This is a genomic window from Pseudomonas sp. PvP028, assembly GCF_017832255.1.
Lineage (GTDB): Bacteria > Pseudomonadota > Gammaproteobacteria > Pseudomonadales > Pseudomonadaceae > Aquipseudomonas > Aquipseudomonas syringae.
On sequence record NZ_JAFIBL010000001.1, the window covers coordinates 2,525,675 to 2,543,203 of the forward strand.

General features: G+C 60.8%; 15 protein-coding genes and 1 other RNA gene. 14 read left to right on the forward strand and 2 right to left on the reverse strand.

Features of this window, described 5'->3' with window-relative positions; all coding sequences use genetic code 11:
* Nucleotides 1–87: 87 nt before the first annotated feature.
* Both JOE34_RS11285 and JOE34_RS11290 read right to left on the reverse strand, forming a co-directional pair.
* A complete protein-coding gene (locus JOE34_RS11285) occupies nt 88–462 on the reverse strand; it encodes a YraN family protein (protein ID WP_198699207.1) in 375 nt (124 codons plus the stop codon).
* Nucleotides 459–2,273 (reverse strand): penicillin-binding protein activator, encoded by a 1,815-nt coding sequence (locus tag JOE34_RS11290; protein WP_209995758.1) that lies wholly within the window; start codon nt 2,271–2,273, stop codon nt 459–461. Before JOE34_RS11290 ends, JOE34_RS11285 begins: the two co-directional genes overlap by 4 nt.
* A 280-nt stretch (nt 2,274–2,553) precedes the next feature.
* Between JOE34_RS11290 and rsmI the strand changes: the two genes are divergently transcribed.
* From rsmI to JOE34_RS11360, 14 genes are all read left to right on the forward strand, one after another.
* A complete protein-coding gene (gene rsmI / locus JOE34_RS11295) occupies nt 2,554–3,423 on the forward strand; it encodes a 16S rRNA (cytidine(1402)-2'-O)-methyltransferase (RefSeq protein WP_016568902.1) in 870 nt (289 codons plus the stop codon).
* An 85-nt stretch (nt 3,424–3,508) separates the two neighbouring features.
* Nucleotides 3,509–3,866: RNase P RNA component class A (gene rnpB, locus JOE34_RS11300), an RNA gene on the forward strand.
* 306 nt (nt 3,867–4,172) lie between these two features.
* The gene (gene mraZ, locus JOE34_RS11305) at nt 4,173–4,628 is read left to right on the forward strand and encodes a division/cell wall cluster transcriptional repressor MraZ (RefSeq protein WP_002555055.1); all 456 of its coding nucleotides are present in this window, start codon (nt 4,173–4,175) and stop codon (nt 4,626–4,628) included.
* A 2-nt stretch (nt 4,629–4,630) separates the two neighbouring features.
* Nucleotides 4,631–5,572: a 16S rRNA (cytosine(1402)-N(4))-methyltransferase RsmH gene (rsmH, locus tag JOE34_RS11310; RefSeq protein ID WP_010423714.1), complete on the forward strand. Its 942-nt coding sequence runs from the start codon at nt 4,631–4,633 to the stop codon at nt 5,570–5,572.
* Nucleotides 5,569–5,862, forward strand: a complete 294-nt coding sequence (ftsL, locus tag JOE34_RS11315) for a cell division protein FtsL (protein WP_003340690.1) — start codon at nt 5,569–5,571, stop codon at nt 5,860–5,862. The genes rsmH and ftsL overlap by 4 nt, the downstream gene beginning before the upstream one ends.
* Nucleotides 5,862–7,589, forward strand: a complete 1,728-nt coding sequence (locus tag JOE34_RS11320) for a penicillin-binding protein 2 (RefSeq protein WP_010427469.1) — start codon at nt 5,862–5,864, stop codon at nt 7,587–7,589. Before ftsL ends, JOE34_RS11320 begins: the two co-directional genes overlap by 1 nt.
* Nucleotides 7,589–9,052, forward strand: a complete 1,464-nt coding sequence (locus tag JOE34_RS11325; protein WP_003424508.1) for a UDP-N-acetylmuramoyl-L-alanyl-D-glutamate--2,6-diaminopimelate ligase — start codon at nt 7,589–7,591, stop codon at nt 9,050–9,052. The genes JOE34_RS11320 and JOE34_RS11325 overlap by 1 nt, the downstream gene beginning before the upstream one ends.
* Nucleotides 9,045–10,415, forward strand: a complete 1,371-nt coding sequence (gene murF / locus JOE34_RS11330) for a UDP-N-acetylmuramoyl-tripeptide--D-alanyl-D-alanine ligase (protein ID WP_046266529.1) — start codon at nt 9,045–9,047, stop codon at nt 10,413–10,415. Before JOE34_RS11325 ends, murF begins: the two co-directional genes overlap by 8 nt.
* Nucleotides 10,415–11,497, forward strand: coding sequence for a phospho-N-acetylmuramoyl-pentapeptide-transferase (gene mraY, locus JOE34_RS11335; RefSeq protein ID WP_003313553.1), 1,083 nt, complete (start codon nt 10,415–10,417; stop codon nt 11,495–11,497). Before murF ends, mraY begins: the two co-directional genes overlap by 1 nt.
* Before the next feature lie 5 nt (nt 11,498–11,502).
* The gene (gene murD, locus JOE34_RS11340; protein WP_010423735.1) at nt 11,503–12,849 is read left to right on the forward strand and encodes a UDP-N-acetylmuramoyl-L-alanine--D-glutamate ligase; all 1,347 of its coding nucleotides are present in this window, start codon (nt 11,503–11,505) and stop codon (nt 12,847–12,849) included.
* Nucleotides 12,849–14,060, forward strand: coding sequence for a putative lipid II flippase FtsW (gene ftsW / locus JOE34_RS11345; RefSeq protein ID WP_162832611.1), 1,212 nt, complete (start codon nt 12,849–12,851; stop codon nt 14,058–14,060). The genes murD and ftsW overlap by 1 nt, the downstream gene beginning before the upstream one ends.
* The gene (gene murG, locus JOE34_RS11350; RefSeq protein WP_046266528.1) at nt 14,050–15,120 is read left to right on the forward strand and encodes an undecaprenyldiphospho-muramoylpentapeptide beta-N-acetylglucosaminyltransferase; all 1,071 of its coding nucleotides are present in this window, start codon (nt 14,050–14,052) and stop codon (nt 15,118–15,120) included. Before ftsW ends, murG begins: the two co-directional genes overlap by 11 nt.
* The gene (murC, locus tag JOE34_RS11355) at nt 15,113–16,573 is read left to right on the forward strand and encodes a UDP-N-acetylmuramate--L-alanine ligase (protein ID WP_003424493.1); all 1,461 of its coding nucleotides are present in this window, start codon (nt 15,113–15,115) and stop codon (nt 16,571–16,573) included. The genes murG and murC overlap by 8 nt, the downstream gene beginning before the upstream one ends.
* Nucleotides 16,570–17,529 carry a D-alanine--D-alanine ligase gene (locus tag JOE34_RS11360; protein ID WP_046266527.1) on the forward strand — a complete coding sequence of 320 codons (960 nt, stop codon included), beginning with the start codon at nt 16,570–16,572 and terminating at the stop codon, nt 17,527–17,529. The genes murC and JOE34_RS11360 overlap by 4 nt, the downstream gene beginning before the upstream one ends.

Below are 17,529 nucleotides of genomic sequence, written 5' to 3' on the forward strand. Positions count from 1 at the left end.
GCCGGCAAAACAAATAGCGAAATCGGTGAGGGCTGTAGTGTATTGCAGGTCATGACTCAAGTCGGATTGCTGCTTCACTGCGCCAGATCAGCTGTCAAAAGCGCTCTTGATCCAGTTCAGTGGTGCAGCCTTGCCGGGCTCGCCTTCAATGGCGACCACGTCGAAACGGCAGGGGTGATTGGCCCAGGCCGTTGCGTGCTGCAGAAAAAGCTGTGCGGCCGTGACGAGTTTCTCCTGCTTGCGAAAATCGACGCTTTCCATGGCGCCGCCCCAGCCTGAATGGCGCCGGTAGCGAACTTCGACGAATACTACTGTATCGCCGTCAAGCATGACTAGATCAAGCTCGCCGCGTTTGCATACCCAGTTTTGTTCAATCAGGCGCAGCCCCTGTTGTTGCAAAAACTGCAGGGCGAAGGCTTCGGCCTCGCGCCCTGCTTGCTGGCGGGTGCTGCGTTGCATCAAGGAGCGGTGTCCGGCAGGCGCTGGATCTTGCCGTCGACGAATTCGGCCCATGGCAACTGACGTTCGACACGGCGGCCAGGGTTCAGGCTGAGGCTGCCGGACAGCCCGTCAATGCGGCTGTCAGGCATCGCCTTGAGCTGTGCGAGGCGCGGCGCCAGGCGATAGGCGTCGATACCCATCGCATACAGGCGACCCAGGCTGCCTGCGGCCTGCGGCCATTGCGCGGTGACCTGCTGGCGCAGCGGGTCTTCGGCGTTCAGCAGCCATGGCGTTTCGCAGAAGCGCACGCCATTGAGGTCCATGTATTGCGCATGATCGTTGCTGTTGGTGAACAGGTGCGAAGTGGCGTAGACCGGAACGTCACCTGCGTACTGAAAGACCATGGTGGGTTTGATCTGCTGCGCTTGCTGTGGGGTCGCGGCGAGGAACATGAAGTCGATGTCCTGGCGACGGCTTGGCTGAGCGGCGACTTGAGTGCCGGCCGTGCTTTGCAGGCGTTGCGCGCGGCCTTCGCTGTTGCGCAGCTGGAACAGATCGGCGACCTGCTGTGCCAGTTCTACAGGCTGATCGACGTGCTCTGCAGCGATCAGCGTGCCGCCCTTGGCCTGCCAGCTCTTGCGGAAGGCATCCAGCACGCGGTCGCCCCATTCGCCTTTCGGAACCATCGCCACGGCGCTGCGCTTGCCGTCTGCCCAGGCGCGACGTGCAACCTCGCGGGCTTCGTCTTCTGCGGCCAGACCGAACTGATACAGCTGGGCAGGGCCTTCATTGCTGGTATCGCTGTAGTTCAGCGCCAGGGTGGTGATAGGCAACTGCTGACGGCTGTTCAGCTGTTTGACGAGGTTCTTTTCCAGCGGACCGACGACCAGTTGCACACCAGCGGCCTGAGCCTGACGGTAGAACTCGTCCATCGAGGTGATTCGCGAGCTGTCGAAGACCTGGATGGCCGGAGGATTCTCGCCTGCTTGCTGAGCCTGGAAGTGCGCGGCCATGAAGCCTTCGCGCAACGCCTTGGCAACTGCGGCCAACTGACCGTCCTGCGGCAGCAGCAGGGCAATTTTGGTAATCGGCTCGCTGGTCAATGCGCGAAGCTGGGCGAGGGCGGTTGGCAGTTGCTGTGCAGCAGGGTGTTTAGGGTTCTGCGCTTTCCAGTTGTCGATGGCAGTCTGTTGCTGCTCGAGCGTGCCTGCGCCCTTGATCGAGCGAGCCAGGTTCAGCCAGCCGCCCATGTCGTCGGTGGCTGTGCTCTGCAGTTGCTCGGCAGGCAGGGCGGAGACCAGTGTCCAGATCGCGTCGTTGTTGGCGCTTGCGTCTGCGCCTTGCAGCAGCGGGCCGGCGTAAACACGTTCATTGGCGGCTGCGAGCGCCTGACCATCGGCTTCCAGGGCGCGCGCCTTGACCATGTGAGTGCGGATCTGCTGCTCGACCGACAGTTCGCCCAAGCGTTGCATGCTTGGATGATTCAGCGCGGTCAGCGCTGCCTTGGGCTGATTGCGGCCCATCGCCAGCTCAGCGGACAGTGTGCTGGCGAAAACCTGCAAGCCGGGCTTGAGTTGATCGATTTGCACCTGTCCGAGGATTTGCGCGGCGCGTCCTGCGTCATTCTGGCGGCTGGCCAGATCGGCAGCACTCAAGCGCAGCGTTGCGGCCTGCTCGGGTGTTTTGGCGCTGGCGGCCTGATCGAGCAATTGCTCGATGCTGGCATCAGGGGTTCGAGGCAGCTCGCCAAGGCTGGACGAGGGCGAGCTGGCACAGGCTGCGAGGAGGGCAGCGAGGCAGAGGGCAGAGAGCAGCCGCAGACAAGCGATCATTGGTATGTTCCTGAAACTCGAGCGAATTAACGGGGGATTGTACCCAAGCGCTGGCCGGGGTGCGATGTCGATGGTATTTAAAGCCGTGATATCAGTCGCGTTAAGGTCATCTGGCGGCCAAATCGTTCAATTGGCGAGGTGCGCCGCGTTTCTTGCTCGGGTCTGAACATGTTTTCATTCCTTTTTTGTCGGCATCCTGACGCGCGAACCGTTCCGCCGGGCCGCAGCCTGTACAATGCATTTTTTCCAAGCACCTGTTTTAACCTGCGAGGTTTGCGTTTTGACTGTTCCGGTTGTTTCGAATTCCACTCCGGGTTCGCTTTATGTAGTGGCGACTCCTATCGGCAATCTGGACGACATGAGTGTGCGGGCCTTGAAGGTGTTGCGCGACGTCGCGCTGATCGCAGCTGAAGACACGCGTCATTCCGCACGTCTGATGCAACACTTCGGCATCTCCACGCCATTGGCTGCCTGTCACGAACATAACGAACGTGATGAGGGTAGTCGTTTCATCACGCGTCTGCTGGCCGGTGATGACGTCGCACTGATTTCCGATGCGGGCACGCCACTGATCTCCGATCCCGGTTATCACCTGGTGCGCCAGGCGCGTGCCGCAGGTGTGCAGGTCGTACCGGTGCCGGGTGCTTGCGCCTTGATTGCGGCTTTGTCTGCGGCCGGGCTGCCGTCGGATCGATTCATTTTCGAGGGTTTTCTTCCGGCCAAGTCTGCGGGTCGCAAGGCCAGGCTCGAGCGTGTCAAAGAAGAACCGCGCACGCTGATCTACTATGAAGCGCCGCACCGCATCCTGGAGTGTCTGCAGGATATGGAACTGGTGTTCGGTGCTGACCGTCAGGCGTTGCTGGCGCGTGAAATAACCAAAACTTTCGAAACCCTTAAGGGTCTGCCTTTGGGTGAGCTGCGGGCATTCGTTGAATCCGACAGTAATCAGCAGCGTGGCGAGTGCGTGGTGCTGGTGGCTGGCTGGACGCCGCCGGATGACGAGGACGTCATTGGTGAGGAGGCTCGGCGGGTGCTGGATCTGCTGCTTGCAGAGATGCCGCTCAAGCGTGCCGCAGCGCTGGCTGCCGAAATAACGGGTGTGCGCAAGAACCTGCTGTACCAGGTGGCGCTGGAGAAACAGAAGGAGTAACGGCCTGCTTTTGAAAGGGGTAAGGGGGACACGCATGCTATTAAAGCTTGTTCTTGATGGCGTGTGCCGCTAACCTTGTCGGCGGAGAGTCGATTGGACAGTCGCTGCCTCTTGTTGTTCCGCAACAAGGGGGGGAGGAAAGTCCGGGCTCCATAGGGCGGAGTGCCAGGTAACGCCTGGGAGGCGTGAGCCTACGGAAAGTGCCACAGAAAATAACCGCCTAAGCACTTCGGTGCCGGTAAGGGTGAAAAGGTGCGGTAAGAGCGCACCGCACGTCTGGTAACAGTTCGTGGCAAGGTAAACCCCACTCGGAGCAAGACCAAATAGGGTTCCTAGGCGTGGCCCGCGCTGGAACCGGGTAGGTTGCTAAAGGCGTCCAGTGATGGCCGTCGTAGAGGAATGACTGTTCTCGACAGAACCCGGCTTACAGATCGACTCTCCACCTTTTTCTTCCCCTTCGTTTCAAGCAGCAAAACCCCTCCGTAATACCAAAAAAATCTTACAGCTCATAAATCACATTAACTTTGAATCGCAACGATTTGAGCTGCGTGGGATTTATCCGTCGGATCCTTCTCAGAATTACCCTTTTATCCCCAATACCTCTCCTAAATCTCCGAAATGTAAGGGTTTTCCTTAAGACCGTGCCTTGACGGTGTGGTGGCCGCGTTCCTATAGTGTGCGCAAGTGGCAGAAAGTGGCACGAAGTGGGTTTTTTTAGCGCAAAAAGCTAATATTCGGAGAATGCGCCTGTGTTCCGTGGTGCCAATGCGATCAATCTCGATGCCAAGGGCCGTCTCGCTATGCCGAGCCGGTACCGTGACGAGTTGGATTCGCGTAGCGCCGGCCAACTTATCGTGACCATCGATGCCGTTGATCCATGCCTTTGCCTTTACCCGCTTTCCGAATGGGAGCTGATAGAAGCAAAACTTCGTGATCTGGCGACCTTTCGTGAAGAGAACCGCCGTCTGCAAAGGCTTCTGATTGGTAATGCTGTCGATCTGGAACTCGACGGGAGTGGGCGTTTTCTGGTGCCGCCGCGCCTGCGCGAGTACGCGAGGCTGGATAAGCGCGTAATGCTGGTGGGCCAGCTCAACAAGTTTCAACTGTGGGACGAGGACGCCTGGAATGCTCTTGCTGATGCTGACCTGGCTGCCATTCAAAAACCTGGCGCGATGCCCGACGAATTACGTGATTTGATCCTGTGACTATGAATAGCGGCTTTACCCACATCACCGTGCTGCTCGAAGAAGCCGTGGAGGCTCTCGCGGTGCGCGCCGATGGCTGCTATCTGGACGGCACGTTCGGACGTGGCGGGCATAGTCGTCTGATACTCAGCCAGCTGGGCCCCGACGGTCGGCTTCTGGGATTCGACAAGGACCCTCAAGCGATTGCCACCGGGCAAGCGCTAGCGGCCGAAGACGGCCGCTTTGTCATTGTGCAGCGCAGCTTTGCCGAATTGGGATCCGAGACCCAGGAACGCGGTTTGGCGGGCAAGGTCAGTGGCATTCTGCTGGATCTGGGTGTGTCGTCCCCGCAGCTGGATGATCCCGAGCGCGGTTTCAGCTTCATGAATGACGGTCCTCTGGACATGCGCATGGACCCTGCCCGTGGCGTGAGCGCTGCCGAGTTCATCGCGACTGCACCGGCTGAAGAAATTGCCCGCGTCTTCAAGGAATACGGCGAAGAGCGATTTGCCAAGCGGATGGCCAACGCGGTCGTCGCGCGTCGCGAAGTCCAGCCTTTCGAGCGCACAGCTGATCTGGCAGAAGTGCTCAAGGTCGCCAACCCTGCCTGGGAAAAGGGCAAGAATCCTGCAACGCGTGCCTTTCAGGGCCTGCGTATTCACGTAAACAACGAATTGGGCGATCTGGAAGCCGGCCTAGAAGCGGCACTGGATGCGCTGGAAGTGGGTGGCCGTCTGGTCGTCATAAGCTTTCACTCGCTGGAAGACCGCATCGTCAAGCTGTTCATGCGCAAGCTCGCCAAGGGCGAAGCCGACAACATGCCGCGCAATCTGCCGATTCAGTACAAACCGTTCGAACCGAAAATCAAAATTCACGGCAAGGCTCAATTCGCTTCGGATGTCGAAACCAAAGCAAATCCGCGCTCGCGCAGTGCTGTCATGCGTGTAGCGGAGAAGCTCAGGTGAGCCGTCTGTTTCTGAAGCCTCTGCCCGGCGGCAGCTTCATTATGCTGCTGCTGTTCATTGCCGTCCTGATTTCGGCGATTGGCGTTTCCTATAGTGCACATTGGAATCGTCAACTGCTCAACTCGCTGTATTCGGAAATGAGCGTGCGCGACAAGGCGCAGGCAGAGTGGGGGCGGCTGATTCTTGAGCAGAGCACCTGGACTGCGCACAGCCGTATCGAGACTCTGGCCACCGAACAGCTGAAGATGCGCATCCCGAGCGCTGCCGAAGTACGCATGGTGGCGCCATGATGAAGCTCGATGGCGCTCTTTATCCGTGGCGTTTTCGCGTAGTCGTAGGGCTGCTGGTGTCCCTCGTGCTCGCCATTTGCTGGCGCATCGTCGACCTGCAGGTCATCGACCATACCTTTCTCAAGGAACAGGGCGATGCACGTAGCCTTCGGCATATTCCTATTCCGGCGCACCGTGGCCTGATCACCGACCGTAACGGCGAGCCGCTGGCCGTCAGTACGCCGGTGACCACGCTGTGGGCCAACCCGCGTGAAATGCAGCAGGACAAGTCCAAGTGGCCGATGCTGGCCGCCGCCCTGGGTCAGGATCTAAAGGCACTGACCGAGCGCCTGGACTCGCAGGCGAACAAGGAATTCATCTACCTGGTGCGTGGCCTGACGCCAGAGCAGGGTCAGTCGGTCATCGACCTGAAAGTGCCCGGTGTCTACGGCATCGAAGAGTTCCGCCGCTTTTATCCTGCTGGCGATGTTACTGCACACATGGTCGGCTTTACCGACCTTGACGACCATGGCCGGGAAGGCGTCGAGCTGGCGTATGACGACTGGCTCGCCGGTGTGCCCGGCAAGCGTCAGGTCATCAAGGACCGGCGTGGCCGACTGATCAAGGATGTTCAGGTCACCAAGAATGCCAAGGCCGGAAAGACCTTGGCTTTGTCTATTGACCTGCGCCTGCAGTACCTGGCCACCCGTGAACTGCGCAATGCCATCGTCGAGAACGAGGCCAAGGCCGGCAGCATGGTGATCATGGACGTCAAGACCGGTGAGGTGCTGGCGATGGTCAATCAGCCGACCTACAACCCGAACAACCGACGCACCATGGTGCCTGCCGCCATGCGCAACCGGGCGATCATCGACGTGTTCGAACCCGGCTCGACCATGAAGCCTATCTCCATGACCGCAGCGCTGGACAGTGGCCGCTGGAAGCCGACCGACAAGGTCGAGGTTTATCCGGGCACCCTGCAGATCGGCAAATACACGATTCGTGATGTGACCAAGACCGAAGGCCCGATCCTCGATCTGACCGGCATTCTGATCAACTCCAGTAACGTCGGCATGAGCAAGGTCGCGTTCGATGTGGGCGGTGAGGCGATCTTCCGTGCCATGCAGCGCGTCGGGTTCGGTCAGTACACCGGCCTCGGCTTCCCTGGCGAGCGCGTTGGCAACCTGCCCAACTACCGCGAATGGCGCAAGGCCGAAACCGCCACGCTGTCCTATGGCTACGGTCTGTCGGTCACTGCCTTGCAGCTGGTGCATGCCTACGGTGCGCTGGCCAACAACGGCCGCATCGTGCCGTTGACCATCCTCAAAACAGACAAAGAGCCGGAATCGACCCAGGCCATTCCGGAGAAAACCGCGAAGACTCTGCAGGGCATGTTGCAGCAGGTTATCGAGGACCCGCGCGGCGTCTATCGCGCCCGTGTGCCGTCCTATCACGTCGGCGGCAAGAGTGGTACGGCGCGCAAGACGTCCATCGGCACCAAGGGCTACGCGGAAAATTCCTATCGCTCGCTGTTCGCCGGTTTCGGCCCGATGAGTAACCCGCGCTACGCCATCGTGGTTGTCATCGACGAACCGAGCAAGGGTGGTTACTACGGTGGCCTGGTTTCGGCCCCGGTATTCAGCAAGGTCATGTCTGGCACGTTGCGTCTGATGAACGTGACGCCGGACAACCTTGCGCCGCCTGAACAAGTCAACGCCGCACCGGCAGCCAAAGGAGGGCGTGGTTGATGGCCTTTAATCTGAGCAAGCTTTTCGCTCACACCGACCGCGATGCGCTGATTCGCGAGCTGACTCTCGACAGCCGCAATGTGCGTCCGGGCGACCTGTTTCTGGCAGTGCCGGGCATCAATGTCGATGGCCGCGCGCACATCGCCGACGCGCTCAAGCGTGGCGCAGCTGCCGTAGCCTATGAAGTCGAAGGGTCGATCGTTCTGCCGATCACTGACGTGCCGCTGATTCCGGTAAAAGGGCTCGCCGCGCAGTTGTCCGCGATCGCTGGTCGCTTCTATGGCGATTCGAGCCGCAGTCTGAATCTGGTGGGTGTTACCGGCACCAACGGCAAGACCAGCGTGACCCAGTTGGTGGCTCAGGCGCTAGATGCCCTCGGCCAACGCTGCGGGATCGTCGGTACACTGGGCACCGGTTTCTACGGTTCGCTGCAAAGCGGCCGCCACACCACGCCTGATCCGATTGCCGTGCAGGCAACGCTGACCGACCTGAGACAGGCCGGCGCGCGCGCAGTGGCGATGGAAGTCTCCTCCCACGGTCTTGATCAGGGACGCGCTGCGGCGCTGGCCTTTGATGTGGCGGTGCTGACTAATCTGTCCCGCGACCATCTGGATTATCACGGCACCATGGAGGCCTACGCTGCCGCCAAGGCGAAGCTGTTCGCATGGCCTGATCTGAAATGCCGGGTGATCAACCTGGATGACGATTTCGGTCGTGAACTGGCCGCTGTCAAACAAGAGTCGCGCCTGATCACCTACAGCCAGCTGGACAGCACGGCCTACCTGTATTGCCGCGATGCGAAGTTCGATGACGATGGCGTGCGTGCCACGCTGGTCACGCCTCAGGGCGAACACTTCCTGCGCAGCAGCCTGCTGGGCCGTTTCAACCTGAGCAATGTGCTGGCTGCGGTCGGTGCGTTGCTGGGCCTGGATTACGCGCTGGACGAAATTCTCAAGGCGCTGCCGAAACTCGAAGGCCCGGTCGGACGCATGCAGCGTCTGGGTGGTGCCGACAAGCCCCTGGTCGTCGTGGATTACGCGCACACCCCGGACGCGCTGGAAAAAGTACTCGAAGCACTGCGCCCGCACGCCAAGGGCCGCTTGTTGTGCCTGTTCGGCTGCGGCGGTGATCGTGACCGTGGCAAGCGTCCGCTGATGGCTGAAGTGGTCGAGCGTCTGGCCGACGGCGTATGGGTCACTGATGACAATCCGCGCTCCGAATCGCCTGTCAGTATTTTTGACGATATACGCCCTGGCTTCGTTGCTGCGGACAAGGTGCGTTTCATCGAAGGTCGCGGTCAGGCCATTGCCGAACTGATTGCCAGCGCCAATGCCGATGACGTCGTGGTGCTTGCCGGCAAGGGCCACGAGGACTACCAGGAAATCAACGGTCAGCGGCAGCCGTTCTCCGACCTGCAAGAAGCCGCCAGCGCGCTTGCTGTATGGGAGCCTGCGAATGCTTAAGCCAATGACCTTCAGCGAACTGGTTGTGCCACTCGACGCCCGTCTGGTCGGCGGCGACTGCAGCTTTGCCGGCGTCAGCACCGACAGCCGGGGCATCGAGCCTGGCCAGCTGTTCGTGGCCTTGACCGGTCCGCGTTTCGACGGTCATGAATACCTCGATCAAGTGGCTGCCAAAGGTGCGGTCGGTGCTCTGGTCGAGCGTGAAGTGCAGGGCGCCGCCCTGCCGCAACTGGTCGTGCTGGATACCCGCAAGGCACTTGCCCAACTGGGTGCCATGAATCGCAATGCGTTCGTCGACCGGCCGGTTGCTGCCGTCACCGGGTCGAGTGGCAAAACCACGGTCAAGGAAATGCTCGCGAGCATCCTGCGCACGCGCGGGCCTGTGCTCGCGACCCGAGGCAACCTGAACAACGAATTGGGCGTTCCACTGACGCTGCTGGAACTGGCCCCTGAATACACGTCGGCTGTGATCGAACTGGGTGCGTCGCGGGTTGGCGAGATTGCCTACACCGTGAGCCTCGCCAAGCCGCACGTCGCCATGATCACCAACGCCGGCACCGCCCATGTTGGCGAGTTTGGCGGCCCGGACCGCATTGTCGAAGCCAAGGGCGAGATTCTGGAAGGTCTCGACGCGGGTGGTACGGCAGTCTTGAACCTGGAAGACAAGGCCTTCCCGATCTGGCGCAAGCGCGCTGGCAATCGCAATGTCCTGACCTTCGCACTGACCGACTCTGCGGCGGATGTGTACGCCAGCGAGCTTAGCCGTGATGCGCGGGGTTGCCCGGCTTTCACCCTCAACAGCCCGCTCGGCACTGCCCGGGTTCAGTTGAACCTGCTCGGCACGCACAATGTGTCCAATGCCCTGGCCGCTGCGGCTGCCAGCTGCGCAATGGGTGTGCCGCTGGAAGGGATCGTCACCGGACTGAACAGCGTGCAGCCGGTCAAGGGGCGTGCCGTGGCGCAGATCGCCAGCAATGGCACGCGCGTCATCGATGATACCTACAACGCCAATCCTGCCTCGATCAACGCGGCCGTCGACATCCTCACCGGCTTCACCGGTCGTACCGTACTGGTGCTGGGCGATATCGGCGAGCTGGGCGACTGGGCCGAGCAGGGTCATCGCGAAGTCGGTGCCTATGCCGCTGGCAAGGTGTCGGCGCTGTATGCCGTCGGCCCGCTGATGACTCACGCCGTCAGCGCCTTCGGCGAGCACGCTTACCACTTTGCCAGTCAGGCTGAACTGATTGCGGCGCTGGGCGCCGAGCAGGACCCTGATACCACTTTACTGATCAAGGGCTCGCGTAGCGCTGCGATGGAACACGTCGTGGCTGCCTTGTGCGGTTCTAGCCTGGAGAAACATTAATGCTGCTGCTGTTGGCCGAGTTTTTACAACAGTTCTACAAAGGCTTCGCGGTCTTTCAGTACCTGTCATTGCGCGGGATCCTTGGCGTGCTCACTGCACTGACGCTGTCGCTGTGCCTCGGGCCGTGGATGATCCGTACCCTGCAGATGCGTCAGATCGGTCAGTCCGTGCGTAACGATGGTCCGCAGTCGCACCTCTCCAAGTCGGGTACGCCGACCATGGGCGGCGCGTTGATCCTCTCGTCCATCGGTATCAGTACGCTGCTGTGGGCTGACCTGAGCAACCGTTACGTGTGGGTTGTGTTGCTGGTGACCTTCCTGTTCGGCGCCATCGGCTGGGTCGATGACTACCGCAAGGTGATCGAAAAGAATTCGCGTGGCCTGCCGAGTCGCTGGAAGTATTTCTGGCAGTCGGTGTTCGGCCTCTGTGCCGCGATCTTCCTTTATACGACAGCGCCGTCGGCGACTGAAACCACGCTGATCGTGCCGATGCTCAAGGATGTGCGCATCCCGCTGGGTATCGGTTTCATCGTGCTGACCTATTTCGTGATCGTCGGGTCCAGCAACGCAGTCAACCTGACTGACGGGCTGGACGGTCTGGCGATCATGCCGACGGTGATGGTGGGCGGTGCCCTGGGCATCTTCTGCTACCTGTCGGGCAACGTGAAATTTGCTGAATACCTGCTGATTCCCTACGTGCCGGGGGCGGGCGAGCTGATTGTGTTCTCAGGCGCGCTGATTGGTGCCGGGCTCGGGTTCCTGTGGTTCAACACGTATCCGGCGCAGGTGTTCATGGGCGACGTCGGTGCGCTGGCACTCGGCGCGGCGCTGGGCACCATGGCGGTGATCGTTCGTCAGGAAATGGTCCTGTTCATCATGGGCGGCGTGTTCGTGATGGAAACCCTTTCAGTGGTCATTCAGGTTGCGTCTTTCAAACTTACCGGTCGCCGCGTATTCCGCATGGCGCCGATTCATCACCACTTTGAACTCAAAGGCTGGCCCGAGCCACGTGTGATCGTCCGTTTCTGGATCATCACCGTGATTCTGGTGCTCATTGGCCTTGCCACGCTGAAACTGAGGTAGAACGAGTGTCCCTGATCGTTTCCGACCGCTTCCGCATTGTCGTGGGTCTAGGCAAAAGCGGCATGTCCCTGGTTCGCTTCCTGGCGATCCAGGGCGTGTCCTTTGCCGTGGCCGACACGCGGGAGAATCCTCCTGAGCTGGCGACCTTGCGTCGCGACTATCCGCAGGTGGAAGTGCGTTGTGGCGAGCTGGACGTGGATTTCCTCTGCCGTGCCGATGAGCTGTATGTCAGCCCCGGTCTGGCCCTGGCGACCCCGGCCCTGCAGCAGGCTCACGCACGTGGCGTCAAACTGTCGGGCGACATCGAACTGTTCGCGCGTTACGCGAAGGCGCCGGTGATTGCCATTACCGGCTCGAATGCGAAAAGCACCGTGACCACGCTGGTCGGTGAGATGGCCGCTGCCGCTGGAAAGCGTGTGGCGGTGGGCGGCAATCTCGGCACTCCGGCGCTGGACCTGCTCAGCGACGATGTTGAGCTGTACGTGATGGAGCTTTCCAGCTTTCAGCTCGAAACCACCGACCAGCTCAATGCTGAAGTGGCGACCGTGCTGAATATCAGCGAAGACCACATGGACCGCTACAACGGTCTGCCTGCTTACCACCTGGCCAAGCACCGGATTTTCCGTGGCGCGCGGCAAGTGGTGGTCAATCGTCAGGATGCGCTGTCCCGTCCGCTGATTGGTGAAGGCCTGCCGTGCTGGACATTCGGCCTCAACAAGCCCGACTTCCATGGTTTCGGCCTGCGTGAAGAGAACAGCGAAAAGTACCTGGCGTTCCAGTTTGAAAACCTCATGCCGGTGCGTGAGCTGAAAGTGCGCGGTGCACACAATCAGGCCAACGCGCTCGCCGCCTTGGCGCTTGGGCATGCAGTCGGCCTGCCGTTCGACGCCATGCTCGCCAGCCTGCGTGAATTCACCGGTCTGGAGCATCGCTGCCAGTGGTTGCGCGAGCACGATGGCGTTCATTACTACAACGATTCCAAAGCCACCAACGTTGGCGCCGCACTGGCGGCCATCGAAGGGCTGGGCTCGGATATCGACGGCAAGCTGGTGCTGATCGCCGGCGGCGATGGCAAAGGCGCTGACTTCAGCGGTTTGCGTGCGCCAGTCGCCAAGTATTGCCGCGCGGCGGTCTTGCTCGGACGTGATGCCGAACTGATTGCCCAGGCATTGGGCGACGCCGTTCCGCTGGTGCGTGTCGACACCGTCCAGGCTGCTGTCGAGCACAGCGCAAAACTGGCTCTGCGTGGCGACGCCGTATTGCTTTCTCCTGCATGCGCCAGTCTGGACATGTTCAAGAATTATGAAGAGCGCGGACGTGTGTTCGCGCAGGCAGTGGAGTGCTTGTCATGATCTTCGGTGTGATCAAGCCTTATCCATCGCCACTGATCAGCGGGCGCGGCATCGACCTGGACTTCCCGATGCTGGTCGGCTGCCTGGCGCTGCTTGGCCTTGGCCTGGTGATGATTACCTCGGCCTCGTCGGAAGTGGCCGCAGTGCAGTCGGGCAACACGCTGTACATGATGACCCGTCACCTGGTTTATCTGCTGATCGGCCTGGGTGCCTGCGGCGTGACCATGATGATCCCGGTCGCCACCTGGCAGCGTCTGGGCTGGATGATGCTGCTCGGCGCGTTCGGTCTGTTGCTGCTGGTGCTGGTGCCGGGGATCGGGCGCGAGGTGAACGGTTCGATGCGCTGGATCGGCTTCGGCGCGTTCAACGTGCAGCCGTCGGAAATCGCCAAGGTGTTTGTGGTGATCTTCCTTGCCGGCTACCTGATTCGTCAGCAGCAGGAAGTTCGCGAAAGCTGGATGGGCTTCTTCAAGCCGTTCATTGTGCTGTTGCCGATGGCCGGTCTGCTGCTCATGGAGCCTGACTTCGGTGCGACCGTGGTAATGATGGGCGCCGCGGCGGCCATGTTGTTCCTCGGTGGTGTCGGCCTGTTCCGTTTCTCGCTGATGGTGGTACTGGCGGTTGCCTCTGTTGTGGTGCTGGTTCAGGCCCAACCTTACCGGATGGCGCGTCTGACCAACTTTACTGACCCGTGGGCTGACCAGTTCGGCTCCGGCTACCAATTGACCCAGGCGCTGATCGCCTTCGGTCGCGGCGAGTGGTTTGGCGTCGGACTGGGCAACAGCGTGCAGAAGCAGTTCTACCTGCCGGAAGCGCACACCGACTTCGTGTTCTCGGTCCTTGCAGAAGAGCTGGGCGTCGTGGGTTCGCTGATCACCGTCGCGTTGTTCCTGTTCGTCAGTATTCGCGGCATGTACATCGGCATGTGGGCCGAGCGCGCCAAGCAGTTCTTCGGTGCCTACGTGGCCTACGGTCTGTCGTTCCTGTGGATCGGTCAGTTCCTGATCAACATCGGTGTGAACGTCGGTCTGCTGCCCACCAAGGGCCTGACCCTGCCGTTCCTCAGCTACGGCGGCAGCTCGCTGGTGATCTGCTGCGCGAGCCTCGGGCTGCTGCTGCGCATCGAGTGGGAATCGCGCAACAACATGGGCAGTGAAGAAGCCGAGTTCAAGGAAAGCGACTTCGCCGAGGACACGCCCAATGGACGCTAACGTGCTGATCATGGCGGGCGGGACCGGCGGGCATGTATTCCCGGCGCTGGCCTGCGCGCGCGAGTTCCAGGCACGCGGCTACAAGGTCCATTGGCTGGGCACGCCGCGCGGTATCGAAAACGAACTGGTACCGCAGGCCGGTCTGACGCTGCACCTGATCAATGTCACCGGCCTGCGCGGCAAGGGCCGCCTGTCGCTGCTCAAAGCGCCTTTCATGTTGCTCAAGGCCCTGATGCAGGCACGCAAGGTCGTACGTCAGGTGAAACCGGTCTGCGTGGTCGGCTTTGGTGGCTACGTCACCGGCCCCGGCGGTCTGGCGGCGAAGCTGGCAGGCGTACCGTTGATCATTCACGAGCAGAACGCCGTTGCCGGTACCGCCAACCGCAGTCTGGCGTCGTTCGCCAGCCGGGTATGCGAAGCGTTCCCGAACACCTTTGCGGAGTCGTCCAAGCGTCGCACCACCGGCAACCCGGTGCGTGTCGAGCTGTTTCTGGAAACACCGCGTCAGGCACTGACCGGACGCAAGGCTCGTCTGCTGGTACTGGGTGGCAGCCTGGGCGCGGAGCCGTTGAACAAATTGTTGCCCGAGGCGCTGTCCCAGCTGCCTCAGGACATCCAGCCCGAAGTCTTTCATCAGTCGGGCAAGAATCATGACGCAGTTACCGCCGAGCGCTATCGCAACGCGGGCGTCGAGGCGCAGGTTGCGCCGTTCATCCAGAACATGGCCCAAGCCTATGGCTGGGCCGATCTGGTGGTCTGCCGCGCAGGTGCATTGACCATCAGCGAACTGGCCGCCGCCGGCCTGCCGTCGTTGCTGATACCGCTGCCCCACGCGATTGATGACCATCAGTCACGTAACGCTGACTATCTGGCTCGCGAAGGCGCAGCCTTCGTCATGCCGCAAGCGACAACTGGCGCCGCCGAGATGGCAGCACGCCTGAAAGAGGTTTTGATGCAACCCGAACAATTGAACAGCATGGCCCGCACTGCACGCAGCCTGGCCAGGCCTGATGCAACCAGCACCGTCGTCAACATCTGTGTGGAGGTGGCCCATGGTTGAGAATCAACGCGCCATGCCACAACCTGAAATGCGCCGTATCCGTCGTATCCACTTCGTCGGTATCGGCGGTGTCGGCATGTGCGGGATTGCCGAGGTGCTGCTGAACCTGGGCTACGAAGTCTCGGGCTCCGACCTGAAGGGTTCGGCCGTGACCGAACGCCTGGAATCGTTCGGCGCACAGATTTTCATTGGCCATCGTGCCGAGAACACCATCGGTGCCGACGTGCTGGTAGTGTCGAGTGCCGTCAACACCTCCAACCCGGAAGTGGCCACTGCGCTGGAGCGCCGCATCCCGGTTGTACCGCGTGCCGAGATGCTCGCCGAGCTGATGCGTTATCGCCACGGTATCGCCGTTGCCGGTACGCATGGCAAGACCACCACCACCAGCCTGATCGCTTCGGTATTCGCTGCCGGCGGCCTGGACCCGACCTTCGTGATTGGCGGCCGTCTGAATGCGGCGGGCACCAATGCGCAGTTGGGCACCAGCCGCTACCTGATCGCCGAAGCCGATGAAAGCGACGCCAGCTTCCTGCACCTGCAGCCTCTGGTCGCGGTGGTCACCAATATCGACGCCGATCACATGGCGACCTACGAAGGCGACTTCAACAAACTGAAGAAGACCTTTGTCGAGTTCCTGCACAACCTGCCTTTCTACGGGCTGGCGGTAATGTGCATCGACGATCCGGTGGTGCGTGAAATTCTGCCGCTGGTCAAGCGTCCGACGCTGACCTACGGCTTCAGCGAGTCTGCCGATATACGTGCAATCAATGTGCGTCAGGACGGCATGCTGACCTTCTTCACCGTACTGCGCCGCGACCGCGAGCCGCTGGATGTGTCGGTGAACATGCCCGGCAATCACAACGTACTCAACTCGCTGGCGACCATCGCCATCGCCACCGATGAGGGCGTTAGCGACGAGGCTATCGTTCAGGGACTTTCCGGCTTCCAGGGCGTCGGTCGGCGCTTCCAGGTCTACGGCGAGCTGCCGGTCGATGGCGGCAACGTGATGCTGGTCGATGACTACGGTCACCACCCGCGTGAAGTCGCTGCCGTTATCAACGCCGTGCGAGGCGGCTGGCCTGATCGTCGTCTGGTCATGGTCTACCAGCCACACCGTTTCAGCCGCACCCGTGACTTGTACGACGATTTCGTCCAGGTGCTGGCGGACGCCAATGTGCTGCTGCTGATGGAAGTCTACCCGGCCGGTGAAGAACCGATTCCCGGTGCGGACAGCCGTAACCTGTGCCACAGCATTCGTCAGCGTGGCCAACTGGACCCGATCTACATCGAGCGTGGTGTCGAGTTGGCGCCGCTGGTCAAACCGCTGCTGCGCGCGGGCGACATCCTGCTGTGCCAGGGCGCTGGCGACATCGGCGGTCTTGCGCCACAGCTGCTGAAAAGCCCGCTGTTCGCCGGTGCCAAAGTGGCCTCCACCGAAGGGAAGCTGAAATGACAGCCGTCGCCCAGTCCTCCCTGCGCTCGACACTCGAGCCGAAAAGCTTCGGCCGTGTCGCCGTGCTCTTCGGTGGCAAGAGTGCCGAACGGGCAGTCTCGCTGAACTCGGGTAAAGCCGTGCTCAGTGCGTTGCTCGAGGCAGGCGTGGATGCGTTCGGCATTGATGTGGGCGATGATTTCCTGCAGCGACTGGTCAGCGAGAAAATCGACCGTGCCTTTATCGTTCTGCACGGACGTGGTGGTGAAGACGGCACCATGCAAGGCCTGCTGGAATGCCTGGAAATCCCTTATACCGGCAGTGGCGTACTGGCTTCTGCACTGGCGATGGACAAGTTGCGCACCAAGCAGGTCTGGCAGAGTCTCGGCCTCGCCACACCGCTGCATGCCGTTCTTGAAAACGAGAGTGATTGTATTTGCGCCGCGACGGAACTGGGCTTGCCTTTGATCGTCAAACCGGCCCATGAAGGTTCAAGTATCGGTATGGCAAAGGTGAACAGCGTCGATGAATTGATCGCCGCATGGAAAGCCGCCAGTACCTACGATTCGCAAGTATTAGTCGAACAATGGATTCAGGGACCTGAGTTCACTGTCGCGTCTCTGCGTGGCCAGGTGTTGCCTCCCATCGGCCTGGGCACTCCTCACAGTTTTTATGATTACGATGCCAAGTACCTGGCGTCCGATACTCAGTATCGGATTCCGTGCGGACTTGGCGATGCGCAGGAACAGGAACTCAAACAACTTGCAGCACGTGCTTGCGAAGCCATCGGCATTGCAGGGTGGGCGCGCACGGATGTCATGCAGGACGCACAAGGCAAGTTCTGGTTACTGGAAGTCAATACTGTACCGGGCATGACCGATCACAGTCTGGTGCCTATGGCGGCCCGTGCGGCAGGTCTGGATTTTCAACAGCTGGTGTTGGCGATTCTGGCCGACAGCGTTCAGGCGAGGGGTTAA